The sequence below is a fragment of the Bordetella tumulicola genome, from assembly GCF_965138755.1.
In the GTDB taxonomy this organism is placed as follows: Bacteria; Pseudomonadota; Gammaproteobacteria; order Burkholderiales; family Burkholderiaceae_B; genus Bordetella_A; species Bordetella_A tumulicola.
On record NZ_CBCSFP010000002.1, the window covers coordinates 67,232 to 87,130 of the forward strand.

A 19,899-nucleotide genomic window follows, 5' to 3' on the forward strand; every position below is an offset into this window, starting at 1 on the left:
ACCAGCAAACATGCAGTCAAATGTACGCTGAAAATTCGTTGGGGGCAACTTGGGGGCGTCTCGGGGCAGTGTGGTGCTCGTTCTGTACATTGCTCGTGTTGCCGCTGTTTGAGGGTGGTTGCGGGGATACACTACATTTTTCTCGTGGCGGCCTGAATCGGCGTGCGCGGGGTCGTTCGAATAAGGAAATGCACATTCATGGCTGCTATCCCCGCTGTGCCGTCGCTGCCCCCTGCTGCTGTGCCGGGAGATTTATTGGTTCGCGTCGACACACCAAGTCTGGTGCTTGATCTGGATGCGTTTGAGGCGAATCTGCGCGCGATGCAGGATTGGGCGGATCGCCACGGTGTGAGTTTGCGGCCGCATGGCAAGGCGCATAAGTGCCCGGAAATCGCGCGACGCCAATTGGCATTGGGTGCACGCGGTATCTGCTGCCAAAAGGTCAGTGAGGCCCTGCCCTTTGTCGAAGCGGGGATTGATGACATCCACATCAGCAACGAGGTTGTGGGACCGGCCAAGCTGGCCTTGTTGGCGCAACTGGCTCGGGCTGCACGTATCAGTGTGTGCGTGGACAATGCCGTCAATCTGGCGGACATTTCGGCGGCTATGGTGCAGGCGCAGACACAGATCGAGATATTGGTCGAGGTCGACGTGGGCCAGGGGCGCTGTGGCGTGGCGGATGCGCAAACGGTGCTGGCGCTCGCGCGGCAGGCACAGGACTTGCCTGGTGTGAGTTTCGGTGGCTTGCAGGCCTATCATGGCTCGGTGCAGCATGTGCGGGGCCACGCCGAGCGTGCCGCGGTGGCGGCGCGTGCGGCCGAGGCTGCTGCCGATTATGCAGAGCACCTGCGTTCGGCGGGCATCGTTTGTGATCGCATTACGGGCGCAGGGACCGGAAGTGCAGAGTTTGACGCGGCCTCGGGGGTCTATACGGAGTTGCAAGCGGGTTCGTATGCGTTTATGGATGGCGACTACGGCGCGAATGACTGGTCCGGCCCGTTGGCTTTTCGCAACAGTCTGTTTTTGTTGACCACGGTGATGAGCGTACCGACGTCTGACCGCGTGATCGTGGATGCCGGGCTGAAATCGACGACGGTCGAATGTGGTTTGCCTCGGGTGGCCGATCAGGCGGGGCTGCAGTACGCCGCCGCGAATGATGAGCATGGCGTGGTGAGACGGGTGGCAACGTCAGTCGCCGTTGAGTCCCCTTTCGACGCTGAATCGGCCTCAGGCGGCGCTGATACCGCATCGGGCGATGTCGACCTGGGCGATACCCTGCGCTTGATTCCCTCGCATGTGGATCCGACTTTTAACCTGCACGATAGCCTGGTGACCTACCGCAATGGGGTGGTCGAGGATGTGTGGGCAATCGCCGCGCGTGGGCTGAGCCGATAGGGCACGGGCCAGGCTGTACCGCCTGCCCGTTGCGTCGGCGTGGTGGATCGCGCGCCGGCGGCCACAATACGGTGCTAAATTCTTTACCTCTCCCTTTTTCTTTTGTTTTCCCATTCCGTAGGAACCGCCATGGAATTCAGCCAGTTCAACGTCAACGCCCTCATGGAGATCACCTCCCGCCCGGACCTCGTGTTCGTGCGCGGTCAGGGCTCGTGGCTGGAGGACCATACCGGCAAGCGATATCTCGACTTTATTCAGGGCTGGGCGGTCAACACGCTGGGTCATGGCGATCCTGCGATGAAGCGCGCTCTGCTGGAGCAGGCTGACAAACTGATGAACCCGTCGCCGGCGTTCTATAACCAGCCGTCGATCGATTTGTCGGTGCGCTTGACCAGCGCGTCGTGTTTTGACCGTGTGTTCTTTGCCAACAGCGGTGCCGAAGCCAACGAAGGCGCGATCAAGCTCGCGCGTAAGTGGGGGCGTGTACATCGCAATGGCGCGTACAAGATCATCACGATGAACCACGGCTTTCATGGCCGCACGTTGGCCACGATGTCGGCGTCGGGCAAGCCGGGTTGGGATACGATGTTTGCGCCGCAAGTCGACGGCTTTCCCAAGGCCGAGCTCAACGACCTGGACTCGGTGCGTGCGCTGATCGATGACAAGACCGTCGCCATCATGCTCGAGCCCGTGCAGGGCGAGGCCGGCGTTAATCCGGCGACTCGCGAGTTTATGCAGGGGCTGCGCCAGTTGGCTGATGAAAATCAGATGCTGTTGATTGTCGACGAAGTGCAGACGGGGATGGGCCGTACGGGTTCTATGTTTGCATATCAGCAGTTTGATGTTGTGCCGGACATCATGACGTTGGCCAAGGGCATTGGCGGCGGCGTGCCGCTGGCCGCATTGCTGGCGCGCGAAGAGGTCTGCGTGTTCTCGCATGGCGATCAAGGCGGCACCTATAACGGCAACCCGCTGATGGCTGCCGTGGGTGTCGCGGTGTTTGATACCTTGACGTCGCCAGGCTTTATGGAGATGGTGCAGGCTCGGACCAAGCAGTTGTCCGAAGGCTTGTTGGCGCTGTCGGCCAAGTGGGGCATGGGCGGCGAGCGCGGTATGGGATTGCTGCGGGCGTTGATTCTCGATCGCGATGATGGCGCTGCTATTGTCGAAGCCGCACGTGTGTTGGAACCGCAAGGCATGCTGTTGAATGCGCCGCGCGCGAACTTGTTGCGCTTTATGCCGGCACTGAACGTTACCGAGCAAGAGATCACACAGATGTTGTCCTTGCTGGACGAGGTGATTACCTCGGTGCGCAAAGCCTGATTGCTGTCGTTATCGTGATGTGAACAGGGCCGCATCCGCGGCCCTGTTCACTGGTGCGCGTTACGATTTATCCGGAGTATCCAACGCCGCGGCCTGGTTTCGCAGCACAAACTTCTGGATTTTGCCCGTCGCGGTCTTGGGGAGTGCGCTGAAGACAATCGTACGCGGGATCTTGAATCGAGCTAGATGGGCCCGACAATGGCGTAACACGTCGTCGGTCGTGCACTGCGCGCCTTCTTTGAGGGTGACGAAGGCGCAGGGAGTTTCTCCCCATACGGGGTCCGGTTTGGCGACGACGGCAGCCTCAAGGATGTCGGGGTGCCGGTACAACACGCTTTCGACTTCTACGGTGGAGATGTTTTCGCCGCCAGAGATGATGATGTCCTTGGCGCGATCCTTGATCTCGATATAGCCGTCGGGGTGGACAACGCCCAGATCGCCTGAGTGAAACCAGCCTCCCGCAAAGGCCTGCGCGGTGGCCTCGGGATTACGCAGATAGCCCTTCATGAGGGTGTTGCCGCGCAGCACGATTTCTCCCATGGTCGTACCGTCGGCCGGGACGGGCTGGTGTTGTTCATCCACGACCTGTACGTGCTCGACGTTGAGTTTGCGTACGCCGATGCGTGCTTTCAGTGCGGCACGCTCGGCCAGGGGGCGTGCATCCCATTCGTCGTGCCAGGCGCAACTGATGGAGGGCCCATAGGTCTCGGTCAGTCCGTACAGGTGTGTGACGCCGATGCCCAGTTGTTCCATGGATTCGATGACGGCAGCGGGAGGCGCCGCACCCCCGGTCAGGGCTTGCACGCGATGGGTGGCACGGTACTGTTGCTCGGCAGGGGCGTTGATCAGCATGTTCAATACGACAGGGGCCGCACAGAAGAATCCGACACGATGGCGCCGGATCGCCTCGAAGATCGCCGCCGGCTCGACGCGGCGCAGACAAACGCTGGTGCCCGCCAGCGCGGCCAGTGTCCAGGGGAAGCACCAACCGTTGCAGTGGAACATAGGTAATGTCCACAGATAGACTGCGTGCGGCGGCATGCCGCAGGCCAGCACATTGCCCGTGGCATTGAGATAGGCGCCGCGATGGTGATAGACCACGCCCTTGGGGTTTCCCGTGGTGCCCGACGTATAGTTCAAGCAGATGTTTTGCCATTCGTCGTCTGGGTATTCCCATGGCGTGTCGGCCGATTGTGCGGCGAGCCAAGACTCGTATTCGGCATCACCCAGCGTGCCATGGATGCCGTCGTACTCGCGGTCTTCGATGCGTACCGTGCGAGGGCGTGTCGCGAGTTGATCCAAGACCTCGCCAACGAGTCCGGCGTATTCGCTGTCGTACAACAATACCGTGGCGCTGCCATGCGCCAGGATGAAAGCCAAGGTCGCCGCGTCCAGTCGGGTATTCAGTGCATTGAGTACCGCACCGGCCATGGGTACGCCGAAGTGTGCTTCGTACAGCGCAGGGGTGTTGGGCGCCAACACCGCAACGACATCGCCGCGACGCACCCCCCATGCTTGCAGCGCGGCCGCCATTTGCTGGCATCGTTGCCGCGTGGTTTGCCAGCTTTGACGATGGCTGCCGTGCACGAGGGCAGGCCGCTCCGGATAGACCGCGGCGGCCCATTGCAGAAAACCCAAGGGCGTCAGCGCAACATGGTTGGCCGCGTTGCGCGGTAAGGCATCATTGGATTCGGCGCTGGTCAAGGTTCTTTCCTGTCAACGGACGTGGGGACCAAGTAAAAATGGTGGCCGTGCGTGTGGCACCACTAGTTCGAAACGTAACACAGCGCTGGCCAGCATCTTACCTAGGGGTTTTCCGGATCAGGCGTTGTCGTCAATTCGATCAGGGCATCCAGGGCGATAGCGCCTTGGCCCTGTGCGCGAACGAGTACCGGGTTGATGTCAATGGAGGCGAGTTTGCCGTTCGCGGCCAACGCGCAATCGCCCAATTGCACAGCTTGTCTGGCGAATGCCGCAATGTCGGCAGGCGGATCGCCGCGCACACCGGCGAGCAGTGTGCCGATACGCAGGCCTTGCAGTTTCTCGATGACGTCCTCGGCGCTGAAGGGAGGCAACAACAACGCGACGTCTTGCATGGCTTCGACATATTTGCCGCCGCTGCCGATCATGATCACGGGGCCAAAGACGGGGTCGTGGCGCATGCCCAGGGCACATTCATGCAAGCCATCCTGCATGCGGGCGACGATCCATGTTGCGTCGTCGATTCCTAGCGCCGCCAGCGTTTTCGCTTGTCGGTCGAAGGCATCGCGCAGCGTGCATTCGTCGTTCAGACCGAGCGTGACCAAGCCGTGTTCTGATTTATGAGGCAACCGGGCCGAGCAGGCTTTGAGAGCGACTGGCGCATCGATGGCGCGCCAGGCCGCGACGGCGGCATCGGCATCGGTGCAGCAGGTATGATCCGCGACAGTCAGTCCGTAGCGTGACAGCAGCGCCAGGCTTTGAGATTCGGAGAGAAAGGACGACCGGGAATGCAAAGACCCGAATGCATCGGTTGTGGTGGATTCCGGGTTCGTTTGCGTCGAGGTCGATGAGTCGCGGTGTGCCAGCGCATGACGGTGCCCGGCGTTTCGCGCCTGCCATTGGTGCAAGCGATGCAGGGCAGCCATCGCACGCGTTGCCTGTTGTTCGTCGGCATAGACGGCGACACCCTGCGCGCGAAAGGCCGCGGCGACATTGTCTTGCCAGGCTACGACGACCACGGGCTTGGTTGACGCCTGAGCAAACGCCGCCGTGTCGGCGGCGAACGTGCCGACGTCATAGCCACGTCCGGCCACCGGGATATCGATCAGGAACATATCCGCGGCGGGATCATCGGCGATCACCGGCAAGACTTGACCAAATAACCCGTTGTTCGATAACAGTGCGGCCGTGATGTCGATCGGATTGGTGGTGGTGGCATAGCCCGGCAGACGGTTTACCAACTCCCGCTGTGTGGGATCCGCCAGTGGCGCAATCTGCAAGCCGTGTTCGATGGCGGCATCTGACGCGAGGACGCAACTCGCCCCCGAGTTGCTGACGACCACGACGCGCGGCCCTTGCGGCAAGGGGCTGCGTAGCGCTAGTTCTGCAATACGCACCAATTCGTGCGGATCTCGCGCACGCAGAATGCCGTGGTGTTCAAAGTACGCATCCACGACCCGATCCTCGCTCGCCATGGCGCCTGTGTGCGATGCGGCGGCGCGGGCGCCGGCTTCTGAGCGTCCTGATTTGACGGCGACCAACGGTACGCCGCGCTCGCGAGCCAGCGCGGCGGCATGGGCCAGGGCGCCTACATCTTGCAGGGACTCCAGATACAGCAAGACGATACGGACTTCCGGATCACGCAGGACGGCGCAGGCCAGGTCGGCGACGGTGACATCTGCCTCGTTACCCGTGGCATGGACGTGGCGCACGCCCAGCCCGCGTTGACGCAACAAGCCATACACCATCGCGCTCATGCCGCCGCTTTGACTGATGACGGCGACGGGGCCGTCAGCGGGTTCGATTTCCAGGAACATGGTCGAAAAGCAGGCGATCGCGCCATTGCCGAAATTCGCCAAGCCCTGCGAATTCGGACCGACGATGCGCATGCCGGCTGCGCGTGCGCGCGCCGTCATGGCGTCTTGCTGGGCCCTGCCCTCGGCGCCTGTTTCGGAGAACCCCGCCGAGATTACGATCGCAGCGGCAACACCGAGTTCGGCACAGCGATTCACGGCCTGAACGGCTTGTTCGCCAGCCACTGCCACGATGGCCAGATCGGGTGCCGCAGGCAGCGCGTCCAGGTTAGGCCAGGTGCGTTCGCCCTGCACCTGGGTACGTTGCGGGTTGATGGGATACAGCGTGCCCGTATAGCCGTGACGCCGCATGTAGTGAATCGGCCGTCCTCCGATTTTGTCGGGGTTGTCCGAAGCACCTACGATGGCAATGGAGGCGGGGGCAAGCAATTTATCCAGACCATGCTGGCGGGAGAAATCCGGGGCCATGAAAATTCCTGTGATAGGGATGACGTTCAGTTGACGGTCGCGCCAGAGACTTTGACGACTTCCGCCCATTTCTTGACTTCGTTATCGATGAATTTCTGAAAATCGGCCGGCGTCATCCACTGGGCGTCGAACCCTTGTTGCGCAAACTGTTTCTGCAAGGCGGGACGGGCCAGCACTTTTTTCAGTGCGGCGCTCAGCTTTTGCAGGACGGCGTCTGGCGTGCCAGCGGGAGCCAGCAAGCCGTTCCAGGCGGTGGCTTCATAGCCCGGCAACCCAGCTTCCGCGATGGTCGGTATATCTGACGCCGCTGCCGAACGCGCGGCGCTGGTCACCGCCAGGGCTTTTAGTTTGCCGTCGCGCACATAGGGCATGGACGACAGCATGGTGTTGAACATCAGGTCTGCCTGGCCGCCCATGACGTCCGTCATGGCGGGCGCGCTGCCGCGGTAGGGAACGTGCACCATGCGGGTACCAGCCATGGCGTTGAACAACTCCGCCGACAGATGCGTGGATTGCCCGTTGCCCGATGACGCAAAGGTGAGTTTGCCGGGCGAGGCTTTTGCCAGTGCAATCAGCTCGCCGACGTTTTTGGCGGGCAAGTCGGGCCGTGTCACGATCACTAACGGACCCTGCGTCAGCAGTGAGATCGGCGCGAAGCTTTTTTGCGTGTCGTAGTTCAGATTTTTGAACAGCGACATGTTGATAGCATGGGCGGTGGTGCCCAGCAGCAGCGTATAACCATCGGGGTCGCTGTTGGCGACCAACTCGGCACCGATATTGCCACCCGCCCCAGAGCGATTGTCGACGATGACCGTTTGTCCGAGTTCCTCGCTGAGGCCTTGTGCGACCGAGCGGGCGACAATATCGGTCGGTCCGCCAGGCGGATACGGCACCACCAAGGTAATGGACTTGGAAGGCCAGTCCGTGGCGGCCACAGCGGCCCCCGCAGTGACCGTGGCCAGGGCAATCGCGGCCAACGTGGCGCGCCATAGGGAAATAGCAGGCATGCGTGTCTCCTCCGTCCTCGCGGGACGTTTTCATCATCGGGTTTATCGTTATGTGGGTGAAGCGGTGGTTGCGACAGGGATATCAGGGAGGGTGGCAGGCTTCGAACTTCAGCAGTACGCCCCCGTTCAACTCGACGGCATGGCCGTTGACGTGTTGGCCAATGGTGATGGCGGCATCCGCGTGTCCCATTAACGCGACATGCTCACGCAGTTGCACCAACACCAGCACATAGGGCGCCAGCGCACGCCATTGCGCATCGGGCGCCCGATGGACTTCACTGCGGGCAATGACGACGCCCTCGCCTGCCGCCCGGTGCCATGTCAATGTCGTGCCGCCGCATGCGGCGCAGGCATAGGGGCGCAGAGCCCACCAGGCGCCGCAGTGGTCGCAGCGCTGTATGTCCAGGGGATGTCTGATACTCATGCTGACCCCTCTGCCTGCAAAACCAGGCTGACGTGTGCCGACAGCACGCCGCCGTCGGCGTGCACCAGGGCCCGGTGGCGTGGCGCGATCTGGCGCGGCCCGGCCTGGCCGGCTAACTGCGTCCAGGCTTCAACGACGTGGGCGAGTCCGCCCGCCACGCCAGAGTGACCGAAAGACAGGAGCCCGCCGTGCGTATTCAACGGCAAGGCGCCCGTTGCCGCGAAGTCTCCTTGCCGCAAACGCGCGCCCGCGCCACCTCGCGGGGCAAAGCCGAGTTCTTCCAGCAACATAACCAGCGTGATAGTGAACGAGTCATAGATCGCCAGGTAGTCAATCTGTTCCACATCCAGTTGCGCCTGAGCCAAGGCTCGAGTGCAGGCCCGTGCGGCGCCGGTGTCCAGCACGTCGCGCATGGCCGACAGGTGTTGGTGACGGTGCGCCTGGCCACCGCCCGTGACTTGTACGGGCCCCTCGTCCGCGCTGAGTACGAGCGCCGCCGCGCCGTCGGAGATGGGGCAGCAGTCCAGCAGATGTAGCGGCGTGGCGATAGGTCGCGACGTCAGGACCTGATCGAGGGTAATCAGGTCACGCAGGTGCGCGTGAGGATGCTGGCTGGCGTGATTGCGCATCAGCACGGCGAACTCGGCCAGCGATTCGCGATCAATGCCCGTGCGATGCATATAGGTCGATGCCATCAGGGCGTAATAAGCCGGAACAGAGGCGCCATTGGGCACTTCGGTGTCGGCCTCGCCGACTTGGGCGAGGGTCTGGATAGAGGTGTCCACCGCTTGCCCGGTCAGGCGGTTTTCGCCCGCGACGACCAAAATGCGCCGACAGGATCCTGCGCGCAGCAGTTCGCGCGCCAGCATGACCATGGCCGCACCGGTCGCGCCGCCCATCTGCATTCCGTGAGCATAGTCGGGCTGGAGGCCCAATTTCTCGCTGAGCAGATCGGCCAGCATCAGGTGTGGAAAGGTTGTGGCATAGCCGCACAGGACGCCATCGATCTGGTCGCGCGCCAGGCCGGACTGCGCCAGGGCGCTATTGGCGGCCTCGGCCATCAGGTCCAGGGCACTGCGGCCTTCGTGACGGCCATAGCGGGTCGTTGCCGCGGCCTGGATATAGGCACGGGGATAACGCTGATCAAGCATGTGGCCACCATGAGCGTTCAATCTCGCGGGCCTCTTGCGATAGCGCTTGTGCGAGTTCTTGTTCTCGGGATTCGATGCGTTCGTTCAGAGCGGCGATGCTGAGCGCGGCGATCGGGCGCCCACTGGGGCCTCGCACCGCGACGCCCAGACCGCCCATTTTTTCCACCACCACGTCCAGCAGCATGGCATGACCCAAGTCGTGCGCACGCTGTCGGGCGACGTTCAATGCGGGTAGAGAGATGCGGGGATATTTGATGGCGAGGCGTTGTTGCACCATGGGGAGCACCGCCTGGACTTCGATCTCGTCCAGCGCCGAGAGCAGCGCGAGGCTGCCTGCGCCCACACCTAGCGGCCGGCGACTGCCCACCTGCAGGTAGTTCGCCCGGATGGGGTAATCACCAAAGCATAGGTCGAGACAGACGGATTCCCAACCCATTGGCAGCGACAGAATGACGGTGTCGCCAAAATGACGCGCGAGACGAATCAGGGCGGGCCGCGCCAGTCCGCGCAAGTCCAGTCTGTCGACCATGGCGTGATGCATGGCATAGACCTGGGGGCCCAGCATGTAATGTTTGTTGACCGGGTCGCGCTCGACGAAGCCCTCCGCTTCCAGTTCCTTCAGGATGCGCCGCGCTGTGGAGATATCCAGCGAGGCGCTCTGCGCGATATCGGTCAACCGGTGCACGCGCTGGTCTGACAGGCTGGCCAGTACCCGGCAAGTCTTTTGAGTGGCAGAAACGGCGGTGCTGTTTTGCTTAAGCATGAAAGTGGCCGAGCCTGTTTGGGGGAACATGGCCACAAGATAAAAAGGCTGGAGGGCGGGGTAAAGTTGCACCGCAACAAATGGTCGTCCAGCGACAATTTGTTTTTCGTGTGTCCACCCTGCTCGGCACCCTTCATAGTGGGATGCCGTCATGCCACAGGGGCGCTATGCGACGATTGAAACCAATTCGGCTCCTTCGACGACTTGGTCGCCTACGTTATAGAACACTTCCTCAACCTTGCCGTCGGTGGGGGCTGAAATGGTGTGCTCCATTTTCATTGCCTCCATGACAAGGAGGGCCTGGCCCTTGGATACGCTGTTGCCCGCCTGCACGGCAATCGAAATGATTTTGCCCGGCATGGGAGCCGTCAGCCCGCCCGCGTGGTCGGATTGGCCATCCAGCGCATGAGCCAACGGGTCGTGCAGGCCCAGGAGTTGGGTACGCCCCTCGCGAAACACATAGGCTTTGTCGCCCTGCAATACCACGGTACCCGTGCTTTCGTGGCCGTCCAGCGCGATGCGCAGGCCATACACTAGGTTGGGATTGGCGGTCGCGTGAGCGCGCCAGGAAAACGCGTGGGATGGCCCGTCGCCGACTAGCGTCCAGGCCTGGCCCTTTCGCGCAACGATCCAGTCGCGTAGCACATCGCCATCGAGCCATTGCACGGTTTGCTGATAATGGCCGCTCAGACGCCACCCGTCATGCAGGCCCCAAGGATCGGTGGCGGGCTTCACTGCCGAGCGGAATGACGAGACCTGTCCTTGTCGTACCAGCACGGCAGCCGTGGCCAGTGCCAGATCGGTGGTGTCTGCCGGGGTCGCAGGCGGCAGCAAGGTGTCGCGCCGGCGTTCGATCAGCCCCGTGTCCAGATCTCCTTGGGCAAAGGCCGCGTCCTGCATCAGTCGGGTCAGGAACGCCGCGTTGGTCTGTACGCCCACCGCATGGGTGTGGGCCAGTGCCTGGATCATGCGTGCACGGGCCTGGTCGCGATCGGCTCCGCGTACGATGAGCTTGGCAATCATGGGGTCGTAATAGGGCGTGATGGTGTCGCCCATACGGACCCCGCCATCTACGCGTACGTCGCCATTCGTAAAGGCGGTGTGGGGCGGTAATTCCAGGTAGGCCAGTGTGCCAATGGAGGGGAGGAATCCTTTATCAGGATTCTCTGCATAGATGCGGGCTTCGATGGCGTGGCCCTCGATGCGCAGGTCTTCTTGTCTGGCCGGCAGCGGTTGACCTGCGGCCACGCGCAGTTGCCACTCCACGAGGTCGTGGCCGGTGATCATCTCCGTGACTGGGTGCTCGACTTGCAGACGGGTATTCATTTCCATGAAATAGAATTTCCCATCTGGTTCGGCGATGAACTCCACCGTGCCTGCACCCACATAGCCCACCGCGCGCGCAGCGGCCACGGCGGCCTCGCCCATGGCTTGGCGGCGCTCGGGGGTCATGCCGGGGGCGGGGGCTTCTTCGATGACTTTCTGGTGACGGCGTTGTACCGAACAATCACGTTCGAACAGGTAGACGCAATTGCCATGCGTGTCGGCAAAAACCTGGATTTCGATGTGACGCGGCTTTTGCAGATAGCGTTCGATCAGAACACGATCATCGCCAAAGCTGGAGGCCGCCTCGCGTTGACATGAGGCCAGCGCATTCAGAAAAGCGTCGGACGTTTCGACAACGCGCATCCCCTTGCCGCCGCCGCCTGCACTGGCCTTGATCAGTACCGGATAGCCCATGTCATCGGCTTGCGATTTTAGAAATTCGGGATCTTGGTTGTCGCCGTGATAGCCGGGTACGAGTGGCACGCCCGCCTTTTCCATCAACGCCTTGGCCGCCGATTTGCTACCCATGGCGGCGATGGCCGAGGCCGGGGGGCCAACGAACGCGATGCCGGCCTTGGCCGCGGCTTGTGCAAAGGCTTCGTTTTCGGACAAGAACCCGTAACCCGGATGAATGGCCTGCGCGCCGGTATCCCGCGCGGCTTGCAGAATGACATCACCCAGCAAATAACTGGCACGCGGCTCAGGCCCGCCAATGTGTACCGCCATGTCGCAGGCCGCCACATGCCGCGCGCCAGCATCAGCGTCGGAATAGACCGCCACCGTACGTATGCCCAGACGGCGCGCCGTCGCCGCGACACGGCAAGCAATCTCGCCACGGTTAGCTATCAGCAGAGTATCGAACATGATGTCATCCCAACAAAATTTGTCGTAACTACAATCTCAACACACACAAGAAACACCACTACGCGCTAGAAGCACAACACACCGTTCTGGCCAGACTCGCCCAAAGCGGGGGAGCCGAGGATCCGGCTCCGCCGGTCCTCCAGTTCTGCCCCTTGAGGGGGCGCGCGAAGCGCGTAGGGGGTGGGTTCCATTCACATCCGGAAGACACCGAAGCGGGTGTCTTCGATCGGGGCATTCAGTGCTGCTGATAGCGCCAGGCCCAGTACGCGACGGGTGTCGGCGGGCGCGATGATGCCGTCGTCCCACAAGCGTGCCGTGGCGTAATAAGGATGCCCTTCACGTTCGTACTGATCGCGAATCGGCGCTTTGAAGGCCTCTTCTTCCTCGCGCGACCATTGGCCGCCCTTGGCTTGAATCCCGTCGCGACGGACCGTGGCCAGCACGCTGGCGGCCTGTTCGCCGCCCATGACGGAAATACGGGCATTGGGCCACATGAACAACAGGCGTGGCGAATATGCGCGACCGCACATGCCGTAATTGCCGGCGCCAAACGAGCCGCCAATCAGGACGGTGAATTTTGGGACATTGGCCGTGGCGACTGCCGTCACCATCTTGGCGCCATGGCGGGCGATTCCCTCGTTTTCGTATTTGCGGCCCACCATGAAGCCGGTGATGTTCTGTAAGAACACCAGTGGGATCTTGCGCTGGGCACACAGCTCGATGAAGTGCGCGCCCTTTTGCGCCGACTCCGAGAACAGGATGCCGTTATTGGCCACGATGCCGACGGGCATGCCGTGGATATGGGCAAAGCCGGTTACCAGCGTGGTGCCGAAGCGGGCTTTGAACTCATCAAAATCGGAGCCGTCAACGATGCGGGCGATGATTTCACGGACATCGTAAGGCTTGCGGGTATCGGCGGGAATGATGCCGTTGAGCTCGATCGGGTCATAGCGCGGGTCACGCACGGGCGCCAACGCCAGCGGTGTGGGCTTTTGGCGATTGAGTCGCGCGACGGCATTGCGCGCCAGTTGCAGGGCGTGCATATCGTTCGCTGCCAGATGATCAGCCACACCTGACAAGCGCGTATGCACATCGCCGCCGCCCAGGTCCTCGGCGCTGACTTCCTCGCCGGTCGCGGCCTTGACCAGTGGCGGGCCGCCGAGAAAAATCGTGCCCTGATTGCGCACGATGATGGACTCATCGCTCATGGCCGGTACGTAGGCCCCACCCGCCGTGCATGAACCCATCACGACAGCGATCTGTGCAATGCCTTGCGATGACATCACTGCCTGGTTGTAGAAAATGCGGCCGAAGTGGTCACGGTCAGGAAAGACCTCGTCTTGCTGTGGCAGATTGGCGCCGCCCGAGTCCACCAGGTACACACACGGCAGATGATTCTGCGCGGCAATCTCTTGTGCGCGCAGATGTTTTTTGACGGTCATGGGGTAGTAGGTACCGCCTTTGACGGTCGCATCGTTGCATACGATGATGCATTCTGTACCACCAATACGGCCTATGCCCGTGATGACGCCGGCCCCGGGCGCTTCACCGTTATACATGCCATGTGCGGCGAGTGGCGAGAGCTCGAGAAAGGCGGTCCCGGGATCAATCAGCCGCTCGACGCGTTCGCGCGGCAAAAGCTTGCCGCGTGCGACGTGTTTGGCTCGCGCAGCTTCGCTGCCGCCCAACGCAGTCTGCGCGAGCTGTTGAGCCAGATCGTCCAGTTGCGCCTGCATGGCGCGTGCGTTGTCGACGTAGTCTTGCGAACGCGGGTTGATGCGGGATTCGATAGTGGGCATGGCGGACCGTCGTCGTGCAAAGTGAGCGACAGGCTCTGCGAGACGCCACCGGTCTGGACGCTGTGGCACTCATCAAGCAGGCTTGTCTGTTGATCTTGCAAAGGACCAGGTCTGCTGAGAGACCTGATATCTGATAGCGGGGCTGCGGTCTTGCTCGGGTGTGCCAACCGCCTTGGGGAGGAAGTTGGCACACCCGTTTACTGCCTTTAGATCATTTCAATGGCCATGGCGACGGCTTCACCGCCGCCAATGCACAGCGTGGCAACGCCGCGTTTGCCGCCGGTTTTGCGCAGCGCGCCCACGAGGGTGGCCATCAAGCGCGCCCCCGAGGCACCGATGGGATGACCCAGCGCGGTCGCGCCGCCGTGCACGTTGACCTTGTCACGAGGCAATTTAAAGTCAGTCATGGCGGCCATGGTGACAACTGCAAAGGCTTCGTTGATTTCATACAGATCCACGTCCTCGGCCTTCCAGCCGGTTTTGGCGAACAGGTTCTTCAGTGCACCGACGGGCGCCGTGGTGAACCAGTTGGGCTCTTGCGAGTGCTGGCTGTGGGCCACAATGCGAGCCAGCGGTTTGAGGCCCAGCTCTTCGGCGGTGGACGCACGCATCAGCACCATTGCCGCCGCGCCATCGGAAATCGATGACGAGTTAGCGGCCGTTACCGTGCCATCTTTCTTGAAGGCGGGCTTGAGCGACGGGATTTTTTCCGGCATGGCCTTGGTGGGAGCTTCGTCCGTGTCGATGACGGTGTCACCCTTGCGGCCCGCGACCGTCACGGGAGCAATCTCCCACTTGAAGGTGCCGTCTTCAGAGGCGGCGCGGGCGCGGCGCAGCGACTCCAGTGAAAACTCGTCTTGTTGTTCGCGCGTGAAGCTGTACTTGTCGGCGCAGTCTTCGGCGAATACCCCCATAGCTTTGCCGCGGTCGTAGGCGTCTTCTAGACCGTCCATCGCCATGTGGTCATATATGGTGCTGTGGCCAAAGCGGTAGCCCTGTCGACCCTTGAGCATCAGATAGGGGGCATTGCTCATGCTTTCCTGACCGCCGGCGACGACGATGCGGGCCGAGCCGGCCATCAACAAGTCATGGCCGAACATGGCAGCCTTCAGACCCGAACCGCAGACCTTGTGGATCGTCGTGCAAGAGACGCCCAGCGGCAGATCCGCACCTAGCGCGGCCTGGCGGGCGGGGGCCTGGCCTTGGCCGGCCTGCAGCACGTTACCCATGATGACTTCGTCGACCTGCTCGGGTTTGATGCCGGCGCGTTCGACGGCCGCCTTGATGGCGACAGAGCCCAGTTCGTGGGCGGCGAGACCAGACAAGCTACCCAACATCCCACCCATGGGCGTGCGGGCAACAGAAACGATAACGACAGGATCAGACATGATGGGTACTCCTGGGAATTAGCGATAAAAAGGGTGTTACGAATTGGACATCAATGGGGTCGCATCAGGGGGCAACCTCCTGTCCTTATCGTACGGGAAAAGCTCTTCCATTTGCCTCTACACAATGTCTTGACGGCCGGTTGTTACCACTCGGTCTCGTCATTCGGATCAGGCGGTTTCCGCAAACAGTTCGCGACCGATCAGCATGCGCCGGATTTCGCTGGTGCCGGCACCGATTTCGTAAAGCTTGGCATCGCGCCACAGACGGCCGGTGGGATAGTCGTTGATATAGCCATTTCCCCCCAGGATCTGTACCCCTTCTCCGGCCATCCAGGTGGCTTTCTCGGCCGTGTACAGAATGAGGGCCGCGCAGTCTTTGCGGACTTGCCGCACATGTTCCGCACCGAGTTGATCCAGGTTTTTGCCGACGGCATAGGCAAATGCACGACTGGCCTGCAGCGTCGTGTACAGGTCGGCGACTTTGCCCTGGATCAATTGAAACTCGCCAATCGCCTGGCCGAATTGCTTGCGATCGTGGATGTACGGCACGACCACGTCCATGACCGCTTGCATAATCCCTAGCGGGCCGCCCGAGAGTACGGCGCGTTCGTAATCCAGGCCGCTCATCAGGACCCGCACGCCGCCATTGACCTGGCCAAGCACATTTTCCTCAGGAATTTCACAATCCTGGAACACCAGTTCGCCGGTGTGGCTACCGCGCATGCCCAGCTTGTCCAGTTTTTGTGCGACTGAGAAACCCTTGAACGACTTTTCCACCAGAAAGGCCGTGATGCCACGTTGGTGGGCCTCGGGGTCGGTCTTGGCGTACACCACCAGAGTGTCGGCATCGGGGCCGTTCGTGATCCACATCTTGGTGCCGTTCAGCACATAACGGTCGCCCTTTTTGTCCGCGCGCAGCTTCATGCTGACGACGTCCGAGCCTGCACCGGGTTCGCTCATGGCCAGCGCGCCGACGTGTTCGCCCGAGATCAGTTTGGGCAGGTAGCGGGCTTTTTGTTCGGCAGTGCCGTTGCGGTGGATCTGGTTGACGCAGAGATTGGAGTGCGCGCCGTACGACAGGCCGATCGAGGCGCTGGCGCGCGAGATTTCTTCCATGGCGACCATATGCGCCAAATAGCCCAGGTTGGCGCCGCCGTATTCTTCGCTGGCAGTCATACCCAACACGCCCAGCTCGCCGAACTTGCGCCACAAGTCCATCGGGAATAGGTCGCTGCGATCGACTTCAGCCGCGCGCGGCGCGATCTCGGCTTGCGCAAAGGTACGTATCGCGTCGCGCAGCATTTCCAGGTCTTCACCCAAATTGAAATTCAAACCGGGAAGATTCATCGCAGTCTCCATAAGAGTGGGTGCTTACATTCCGTGATGTCGCACGCGCCGAGTCATTTGCCTGATCCATCATGCGCCACCAAGGATCGCTAAGCAATGTAGAGGCTAAATATTACGTTTACGTAAACGTAAAGTCGAACGCGGGTTTTCCCCTAAAACAATTTCGACGCTTACTTGTTAGACCATGTAAGAATCTGACTGCAACTTGTCTGACGGGCTGATTTGATGGCCGGGATGGGTATTGGGAGGAATTGCTGTGATAGAACTCGCCGATCTGGACGAGATGGTGACGTTGCGCCGGGATATTCATGCGCACCCCGAACTGGCTTACGACGAGCATCGTACGGCCGCCCTGGTGGCTGAGCGCCTGAGGAGCTGGGGGATCGAAACCCACACGGGCATCGGACGCACGGGTGTCGTGGGCGTGCTCAAGGAGGGGACCTCGTCGCGGGCCATTCTGTTGCGGGCCGATATGGATGCGCTGCCCATTCAAGAGGCCAACACGTTCGAGCACCGCTCGCGTCATGACGGCAAAATGCACGGCTGTGGCCATGATGGCCATACGACCATGCTGCTGGCGGCCGCCCGCCATCTCAAGCAGGCCGGTGGGTTTGACGGCACGGTGTATGTGGCTTTTCAACCGGCCGAAGAAAACGGCGGCGCCGGCGCCCGCAGCATGATCGAAGACGGATTGTTCGACCGCTTTCCTTGCGAGGCCGTATTCGGTATGCATAACTGGCCCGGTATGCCCGAGGGGGGATTCGGGGTATGCAGTGGCCCGATGATGGCCGCAGCCAATGCATTCAAGATCACGGTGATTGGTCGCGGGGGGCATGCCGCGGCACCGCACGACTGTGATGATCCGGTGCCCGCGCTACTGGCGATCGGCCAGGCCCTGCAAACGATTTTGACGCGCAGCAAGCGTCCCCTGGATGCGGCCGTGGTGTCCATCACGCAGGTGCAGGCCGGTGGCGACGTGACCAACATTATCCCTGGCAGTGCATGGCTGGGTGGCTCCGTACGTGCCTACAGCCGCGCAGTGGTGGACTTGATTGAACGTCGCATGAACGAATTGGCCGGGCCCATTGCCGCGGCCCATGGGTGCCGGGCAGAAGTGTACTTTGAGCGTCGCTACCCCGCGCTGGTGAATACGGCGGATGAGACAGCCTTTTGTCTGGATGTGATGCGGGACGTGGTGGGCGCTGACAAGACGGCCGTCATCGAACCTGTCATGGCGTCCGAGGATTTTGCGTTCATGCTGGAGGCCAAGCCGGGTTGCTATGTTTTTCTGGGCAATGGCGATGGCGCGCATCGGTTGGCGGGCCACGGTTTAGGGCCTTGCATGCTGCATAACACCAGTTATGACTTCAATGACCGTTTGATTCCGGTTGGCGCGTCATATTGGATCCGTTTGGCGCAGCGTTATTTGGCGTGACCTATAACCAGTTCCCCGGCACGATGAACGGGGTCTTACGGAGTAAAAGATGATCAAAGCAGCTGTATGTTCAACATTGATCCGCGCCACGGCGATCGTCGCCGTTGCCACAATGGCCTCGATTGCTCACGCCGAGCCAGCCTGGCCGGGCAAAACGTTGACGCTGGTGGTGCCCTATACCGCCGGCGGCACGAATGACACACTGGGCCGTACGTTGGGCGATATCCTGCGCAAGGAATACGGCACTGCCACGATCATCGAGAACAAGCCGGGCGCGGGTGGCAGCGTCGGGGCGGATGCCGTTGCGCGGGCCAAGCCCGATGGCGCCACCCTGCTGCTGGCGTCGACCAGTCCGTTGACGATTTTCCCGAATCTGGTGAAAACCGCGTATGACCCCATGAAGGACTTCATCCCGGTCGCCAGCGTGGCGGTCGGGCCGGTCGGTATCCTGGCGACCAAGGCGCTGCCCGTGCGCACCTTTCCAGAGTTGGTGGAGCAGGCCAAGAAGCAGCCCGGCAAGATCACTTTTGGCATTCCAGGCCTGGGATCGGTCGCTCATATCGGGATGGCAGCATTAAACAAGCAAGCCGGCATCGATATGCTGCAAGTCCCGTATCGTGGGGGCAGTCAGGCGGTGTCCGACGGATTGGGCGGTCAGGTCGATCTGCTGGTCGTCAATACGGATATCGTTTTACCTCACGTCACCGCCGGCACGTTGACGCCACTGGCTGTCATGGCGCCGAAACGGCTGGCTGCCTGGCCCGATGTCCCGACCATGGCCGAGTTGAACCTGCCCGATATTCGATATTTCTCGAATTTCTCGCTGTTTGCTCCGGCTGGTGTGTCACCGGAGATTCTGAAATCCATGCAGGAAGTGTTGGCCAAGGCAATGGCCAGCCCCCAGTATCGGGAAATGCTGGAGCAAAAAACCATGCAACCGGGCACGGGTATTGGTGACGAGTTTGCGCAACAGGTCCGTAAAGACTACGAAAACAATAAGCGCATCATCCGTGAAAGTAAGATTACGGTGCAGTAGTCAAACAATCTGTTGAAAGTTGGGGGCTTTGACTTTGGAGCATCTGATGACACGCCTGTTGGGTTTTCTGCTTGTGTGGGTTCTTGCCTGTCTGCCCGGGTTATCCCATGCGGAGTCCAATCCCGATCTAGCGGGCCAAAGCGTGACCAAGCAGATCGACGGCGGTCATCAGACCAAGGAATATGCCCGCAACGGCACGCTGATTTATGAGGTTACTGAGCGCGAGGTCTCGCGGGGCGGTACCAAGACAATTCAGGCCACTGAACGTGAGTGGCTGGACAATGGCACGCCCGTGCGTGAGCAGGAATTTCTGGCAGGCCAGGAGATGAACGCCACGCTTTGGTACATGAACGGCAAAATCAAGGAAAAGCGGATCGATCAGTCCATCCATGAGCCCGACGGTGTGCCAGGTTCGTACGTGGAACGGTTTTCTGATCAAGGGATATTGCAATCCTCAGGCGTATTCCAGGGGCAGTTTCGCCCTGTAGGGGTGCATCGCCAATACGATGAGGCAGGCAAACTGACTCATGAGACTACCTACGGGCCCAATGGTGCGAAGCTTTCCAGCAAGACCTTCGATGCTAGCGGGGCGACGACCGAGCAAGCTCAGTACTACCCAGACGGATCGCGTAAACATCCGTAAACGGTGGGACTGTGG

At 61.2% G+C, this 19,899-nt stretch carries 15 protein-coding genes; 5 read left to right on the plus strand and 10 right to left on the minus strand.

Translation table 11 applies throughout. The features are described 5' to 3' along the window. Nucleotides 1–198 precede the first annotated feature (198 nt). Together ACNAZS_RS05940 and ACNAZS_RS05945 are read left to right on the plus strand one after the other, a co-directional pair. Entirely contained in the window at nucleotides 199–1,395 is a 1,197-nt protein-coding gene (locus ACNAZS_RS05940) for a DSD1 family PLP-dependent enzyme (RefSeq protein WP_415787206.1), read from the plus strand. Between the two features lie 129 nt (nucleotides 1,396–1,524). Beyond that, nucleotides 1,525–2,718 carry an acetylornithine transaminase gene (locus tag ACNAZS_RS05945; protein ID WP_415787208.1) on the plus strand — a complete coding sequence of 398 codons (1,194 nt, stop codon included), beginning with the start codon at nucleotides 1,525–1,527 and terminating at the stop codon, nucleotides 2,716–2,718. A 60-nt stretch (nucleotides 2,719–2,778) separates the two neighbouring features. On the opposite strand, the gene ACNAZS_RS05950 is transcribed toward ACNAZS_RS05945, so the two are convergent. The 10 genes from ACNAZS_RS05950 to ACNAZS_RS05995 all read right to left on the minus strand — a co-directional run bounded on the left by ACNAZS_RS05950 (nucleotide 2,779) and on the right by ACNAZS_RS05995 (nucleotide 16,770). Further along, nucleotides 2,779–4,422, minus strand: coding sequence for an acyl-CoA synthetase (locus tag ACNAZS_RS05950; RefSeq protein ID WP_415787210.1), 1,644 nt, complete (start codon nucleotides 4,420–4,422; stop codon nucleotides 2,779–2,781). Between the two features lie 101 nt (nucleotides 4,423–4,523). Then, nucleotides 4,524–6,701, minus strand: coding sequence for an acetate--CoA ligase family protein (locus tag ACNAZS_RS05955; RefSeq protein ID WP_415787212.1), 2,178 nt, complete (start codon nucleotides 6,699–6,701; stop codon nucleotides 4,524–4,526). A 26-nt stretch (nucleotides 6,702–6,727) separates the two neighbouring features. Further along, on the minus strand, nucleotides 6,728–7,708 hold the full coding sequence (locus tag ACNAZS_RS05960) for a tripartite tricarboxylate transporter substrate binding protein (RefSeq protein WP_415787214.1): 981 nt from the start codon (nucleotides 7,706–7,708) through the stop codon (nucleotides 6,728–6,730). 82 nt (nucleotides 7,709–7,790) lie between these two features. Then, nucleotides 7,791–8,132 (minus strand): Zn-ribbon domain-containing OB-fold protein, encoded by a 342-nt coding sequence (locus tag ACNAZS_RS05965; protein WP_415787216.1) that lies wholly within the window; start codon nucleotides 8,130–8,132, stop codon nucleotides 7,791–7,793. Then, the gene (locus tag ACNAZS_RS05970) at nucleotides 8,129–9,283 is read right to left on the minus strand and encodes a thiolase family protein (RefSeq protein WP_415787218.1); all 1,155 of its coding nucleotides are present in this window, start codon (nucleotides 9,281–9,283) and stop codon (nucleotides 8,129–8,131) included. Before ACNAZS_RS05970 ends, ACNAZS_RS05965 begins: the two co-directional genes overlap by 4 nt. Beyond that, the gene (locus ACNAZS_RS05975; RefSeq protein WP_415787220.1) at nucleotides 9,276–10,046 is read right to left on the minus strand and encodes an IclR family transcriptional regulator; all 771 of its coding nucleotides are present in this window, start codon (nucleotides 10,044–10,046) and stop codon (nucleotides 9,276–9,278) included. Before ACNAZS_RS05975 ends, ACNAZS_RS05970 begins: the two co-directional genes overlap by 8 nt. A gap of 165 nt (nucleotides 10,047–10,211) precedes the next feature. Further along, on the minus strand, nucleotides 10,212–12,236 hold the full coding sequence (locus ACNAZS_RS05980; RefSeq protein WP_415787222.1) for an acetyl/propionyl/methylcrotonyl-CoA carboxylase subunit alpha: 2,025 nt from the start codon (nucleotides 12,234–12,236) through the stop codon (nucleotides 10,212–10,214). A 191-nt stretch (nucleotides 12,237–12,427) separates the two neighbouring features. Then, nucleotides 12,428–14,035 (minus strand): carboxyl transferase domain-containing protein, encoded by a 1,608-nt coding sequence (locus tag ACNAZS_RS05985; protein WP_415787224.1) that lies wholly within the window; start codon nucleotides 14,033–14,035, stop codon nucleotides 12,428–12,430. A gap of 206 nt (nucleotides 14,036–14,241) precedes the next feature. Further along, entirely contained in the window at nucleotides 14,242–15,423 is a 1,182-nt protein-coding gene (locus ACNAZS_RS05990; protein WP_415787226.1) for an acetyl-CoA C-acetyltransferase, read from the minus strand. Between the two features lie 168 nt (nucleotides 15,424–15,591). Further along, entirely contained in the window at nucleotides 15,592–16,770 is a 1,179-nt protein-coding gene (locus ACNAZS_RS05995; protein WP_415787228.1) for an isovaleryl-CoA dehydrogenase, read from the minus strand. Between the two features lie 256 nt (nucleotides 16,771–17,026). Here ACNAZS_RS05995 and ACNAZS_RS06000 point away from each other — a divergent pair, with 256 nt between their 5' ends. From ACNAZS_RS06000 to ACNAZS_RS06010, 3 genes are read left to right on the plus strand one after another with little or no spacing between them, the layout of a single operon-like run. Next, nucleotides 17,027–18,205: a M20 aminoacylase family protein gene (locus tag ACNAZS_RS06000; RefSeq protein ID WP_415787230.1), complete on the plus strand. Its 1,179-nt coding sequence runs from the start codon at nucleotides 17,027–17,029 to the stop codon at nucleotides 18,203–18,205. A gap of 49 nt (nucleotides 18,206–18,254) precedes the next feature. Continuing rightward, nucleotides 18,255–19,241, plus strand: coding sequence for a Bug family tripartite tricarboxylate transporter substrate binding protein (locus ACNAZS_RS06005; RefSeq protein WP_415787232.1), 987 nt, complete (start codon nucleotides 18,255–18,257; stop codon nucleotides 19,239–19,241). Between the two features lie 46 nt (nucleotides 19,242–19,287). Continuing rightward, the gene (locus ACNAZS_RS06010) at nucleotides 19,288–19,884 is read left to right on the plus strand and encodes a toxin-antitoxin system YwqK family antitoxin (RefSeq protein ID WP_415787234.1); all 597 of its coding nucleotides are present in this window, start codon (nucleotides 19,288–19,290) and stop codon (nucleotides 19,882–19,884) included. The last annotated feature ends 15 nt before the right edge of the window (nucleotides 19,885–19,899 follow it).